Source organism: Kribbella sp. (assembly GCF_035687465.1).
Classification (GTDB): domain Bacteria; phylum Actinomycetota; class Actinomycetes; order Propionibacteriales; family Kribbellaceae; genus Kribbella.
On the sequence record NZ_DASRXP010000184.1, the window covers coordinates 1 to 4,245 of the forward strand.

Genomic DNA, 4,245 nt, shown 5'->3' on the forward strand with positions numbered 1-4,245 from the left:
AGTCGATACACGTGCGCGAAGGGTGAGCGAGCCAGTATCTCCTCGTGCGGCTGATGGGCATCGGACCCGGTCATCATGCCGGGCTGCTGGTCCGGTGACAGGAAGCGGCGTTGGATGTCCTCGATAGCGCGCTGCCAGATCGTGGTCGGCCGCACGAGGCAACTGTCGTTGGCGATCACGAGCCCGCCGTCCTCATCGACCATGCGATCGAGGGCTGTCAGGATTTGTTCGCGGTCCATCCAGTGGAATGAGCGGCCCATGGTGACGAGCCTGAAACCGCCGAACTCGCCTGGGAGGTCCGACGAGTTGCCTTGGACCCAAGTCGCATTGGCGACGTGGGCGGCATGGGCTTGTCGGGCGGCTTCGGCGAGCATTTCGGGCTCGGGGTCCATGCCGACAGCTTCGGTGACGTGCTCAGCGAGAGGGAGGGTGAGTTGGCCTGTGCCGCAGCCCAAGTCGAGGAGGCGTCCGGTGCCGTCCAGGTGGAAGCGCTGGACGAGGTCGTCAATGAACACCTGGGGATAGCCCGGTCGATAACGCGCGTAGTGCCAGGCCGTTCCGGTGAACAGTCCGCCGCGGGAGCTGCCGAGTGAATCAGTCACGCTCGCCTCACTGCCCTTTCCGATTGCGGGATGGCGCATGGTTGGTGAGTGCCCCGCCTGTGCCCCTCCGCCGTTCTGTAAGTCAACACCCCCTTGACGGTGATGCGATTGAGAGTCACACTACATTGACTCATTGTCGACAACCAAACAATCTCCGCTCACGCAGCAACCGGTGGGCATTTTCGCGAAACGAGGATCAACCCCATGGGCGAGCTGCTGGCTGGAAAGACCGTCATCGTTACCGGTGCCGGCGGAGGGATCGGCCTGGCCACCGCGCTGCATCTGCTGGAGGAAGGCGCCCAGGTAGTCGCCACCGTGCACAAGGAGTCTTCCCTATCCGAGCTGAAGGTCGACAATGACAACCTCGTCGCCCGCGTCGTGGACGTCGCCGACGAGCAGCAAGTCAAGGATCTCATCGCCTTCACTGTGCAGACGTTCGGCAAGCTCGACGGCATCGTCAACAACGCCGGTGTACTCATCCCCGGCACCATTCTGGACGCCTCGGTGGAGGACTACCAGAAGACCTTCGACGTCAACGTCAAGGGCGTCTTCCTGGGCTCGAAATACGCGATCCCCGAGCTGCTCAAGGCCGGCGGCGGGTCCATCGTGAACTTCGGCTCCATCAACTCGATCGGCGCGGAGAAGCTGCTGACCACCTACACCGCCAGCAAGGGCGCCGTCCTGACGCTGACCAAGGCCATCGCGCTGGACTTCGGCGCTCGGGGCATCCGCGCGAACACGCTGTGCCCTGGATTCGTCGACACCCCGCTCAACGTCCCGCACTACACCGCCCTCGGGGGCCGCGAAGAGCTCGAGGCCGGACTGCCCGACTTCCAGCCGATCGGGCGGGCGATCCTGCCCCTCGAGATCGCCCACTCCGTGGCGTTCCTGCTGTCGGATCATTCGACGGCCATCACCGGCACCGCGTTCGTCGTCGACGGCGGCGTCCTCGCCGGAGCCTGAACCGTTCTGCTGGAGCACGCCCCGTGTCGCGCGAGACCTGCTCCAGCGGAGCACCATTGAACTACCCCGCGCGCCCGGCCGCCGGGGCCGAGATGATTGAGAGGTCGATAGGTGACATCGAATATCAGCGACACCGATGAGCCCACTGTCGACGTCCTAGTCATCGGCGCCGGCCCGTCGGGCGCCGTCGTCACCCACACCGCGGCAGCAGCGGGCCTCAGCGTCGTCTGTCTCGAGCAGGGCGACTGGGTCAACCCCAGCGACTTCCCTGCCAACCATCCCGAATGGGAGCTGCTGATTCAGCACGACTGGGCCCACGACCCGAACGTGCGCGCACTGCCCTCGGACTACCCCGTCGACGGCGCCGACTCCGACATGTGGCCGGTGATGTTCAACGCCGTCGGCGGGAGTTCCCTCTTCTACGGTGCCGAGTGGCCACGACTGCTGCCCTCGGACTTCCGCGTCAAGACACTCGACGGCGTGGCTGATGACTGGCCGATCAGCTACGACGACCTCAAGCCCTACCACGACGAGGTCGACGAGTTCATCGGCGTCTCAGGCGTCGGCGGTGACACCGCCTATCCCGAAGGTCTGGACTACCCGCTGCCGCCGCACCCCCTGGGCAAGCCCGGCATGAAGGCCGCCGAGGCCGCGAACAAGCTCGGATGGCACTGGTGGCCCGGAACCAACGCCATCCCCAGCCAGAAGAACAAGACCCTCGAACAATGCGGGCGTTGGGGTGTATGCGAATGGGGCTGCCCGCAAGGGGCCAAGGCGTCCTTCGACCTGATCTACATGCCGCAGGCGCAGAAGGCCGGCGCCCAGGTCATCACCGGAGCGCGCGTACGCAAAGTGGTCACCGACGACGAGGGCAATGCCGCCGGCGCGGAGTGGGTCGACCGCGACGGCACCGTGCGATTCCAGCCGGCCCGGTCGGTGGTGCTGTGCGCCAACGGGATCGGTACCCCGCGGCTGCTGCTGCTCTCGGCCAACGACCAGCACCCCGAAGGCTTGGCGAACTCGTCGGGACTGGTCGGACGCAACCTCATGCTGCACCCCAACTGCACTGCCATCGGTTACTACGACGAGTACCTCGAAAGCTGGCGCGGACCAGCTGGTCAGCTGATTCACTCCATGCAGTTCTACGAGACCGACAAGTCCCGAGGCTTCGTGCGCGGCGCCAAGCTGCATGCGCTGCCGACTCCCGGACCGCTCAACACCATCGAGGCGCACCGGGAATTGGACTTCGACGATCTGTGGGGCCCCGCCATTCACGACGTCGCTCGCCTGTCCTCGAACGGCATCCTTTGGGCAGCGAACTCCGAAGACCTTCCCGATCCCGACAACCGGGTGACGCTCTCACCGGATCAAGTCGATTCAGATGGCCTGCCAGCCCCGAAGATTCGATACACCGTCAGCGAGAACACCCGCAAGATCCTCAAGTTCACCGTCGAGCGGATGGTCGAGGCGCACGAGGCAGCCGGTGCCACCCGGATCATCACCCAGGAGCTGTGGGTGGATCAGCCCGGACACCTGCTCGGGACCGCTCGCATGGGTGACGATCCCACGACCTCGGTCGTGGATTCCTACGGCAAGGCCCATGACGTCGACAACCTCTACCTCGCCGACGGCAGCATCTTCGTCACCTCCGGCTCGGCGAACCCGACCTGCACCATCAGCGCCCTGGCGCTGCGGGTGGGCAAGAAGGTCGTCGAGAACGTCTCGGCCCGAAAGGCGCAGTCATGAGCTCACTTCCGCTTGCCCGAGTAGTCACCAGACGTCTATCGGTCCCGGTCCGCGACACCCGCCCGCCGCGGGAGCTCAGCCAGGACGAAGTGGCCACATTGCTGCGAATCGCGGACTGCTTGATTCCCGCGGCCGGACCCAACCCGGCGGCCAGCGACGCCGAGAACTATCTCGAGTACCTGCACCTCGCGCTGGCCGCGCGGGCGGATGCGTTCGACGCCGTGATGGATGCCGCCGCCACCCTCGCCGCGGTTCCCGACGAGGACCTGCGGGCGGCGCTCAAGCAGATGTGGGCCACCGACAAGGGGACCTTCGATCCGCTCTCGGCGATCCTGGCCGGCGCCTACTTCATGACCCCCCAGATCATGGCGCTCATCGGGTATCCCGGCCAGCACCGCGACCCCGCCGGCCTGGAAGACGCGGCCAACGAGCTGGAGACCGGGATCCTCGAGCCCGTTCTGGCGCGCGGGTACATCTCTGTCTCCGCTGCAGGCGAGTAACCGAGCGGTGGCCCGCTGTCAGAGCTCACGGAGCGGGATGGCTGCCCAATCCCATCGACGACACACACCCGACGCGCCATGGCGGCCCGACGCGCCACACACCCCGGTGCTGATGGCGCGGCCCCCGCGGGCCGGGCGAGGTCCCCGTCAGGACACCGCGAACGGCTATTGTCGACAATTAGTCATACCTCGTGGCATGGGTCCGTCACCGCCGCGCGAGCTTGTTGCGAAAGGACTACCAGTGTCTGAACCTGCGACCGGAGCATTCGCCGCCACGTTGGGCCGCAACGCCCCCAAGCACGTTTCCTTCGGACCGATCGAGCAACGCACCACACCTGGGTCGGTAGCCGAGGTCCTGCGCACAGCGATCCTCGACGGCACTTTGGCCCCCGGCAGTCAGCTCCGCGAAATTCCTCTCGCCGCCGATCTTGGTG

Annotated in this window: 4 protein-coding genes and 1 pseudogene; 4 read left to right on the plus strand and 1 reads right to left on the minus strand. The window is 66.0% G+C overall.

What is annotated here, in order from left to right:
- On the minus strand, positions 1 to 602 hold a 602-nt coding region (locus VFG33_RS09285), incomplete at its 3' end, for a class I SAM-dependent methyltransferase (RefSeq protein ID WP_325024495.1).
- 204 nt (positions 603 to 806) lie between these two features.
- On the opposite strand from VFG33_RS09285, the gene VFG33_RS09290 reads away from it, so the two are divergent.
- The 4 genes and pseudogenes from VFG33_RS09290 to VFG33_RS09305 all read left to right on the plus strand — a co-directional run.
- On the plus strand, positions 807 to 1,565 hold the full coding sequence (locus VFG33_RS09290) for an SDR family NAD(P)-dependent oxidoreductase (protein ID WP_325024497.1): 759 nt from the start codon (positions 807 to 809) through the stop codon (positions 1,563 to 1,565).
- A gap of 111 nt (positions 1,566 to 1,676) precedes the next feature.
- Positions 1,677 to 3,311 (plus strand): GMC family oxidoreductase, encoded by a 1,635-nt coding sequence (locus VFG33_RS09295; protein ID WP_325024499.1) that lies wholly within the window; start codon positions 1,677 to 1,679, stop codon positions 3,309 to 3,311.
- Positions 3,308 to 3,811: a hypothetical protein gene (locus VFG33_RS09300; protein ID WP_325024501.1), complete on the plus strand. Its 504-nt coding sequence runs from the start codon at positions 3,308 to 3,310 to the stop codon at positions 3,809 to 3,811. The genes VFG33_RS09295 and VFG33_RS09300 overlap by 4 nt, the downstream gene beginning before the upstream one ends.
- Before the next feature lie 241 nt (positions 3,812 to 4,052).
- Positions 4,053 to 4,245, plus strand: a pseudogene (locus VFG33_RS09305) (hypothetical protein); the annotation flags it as partial.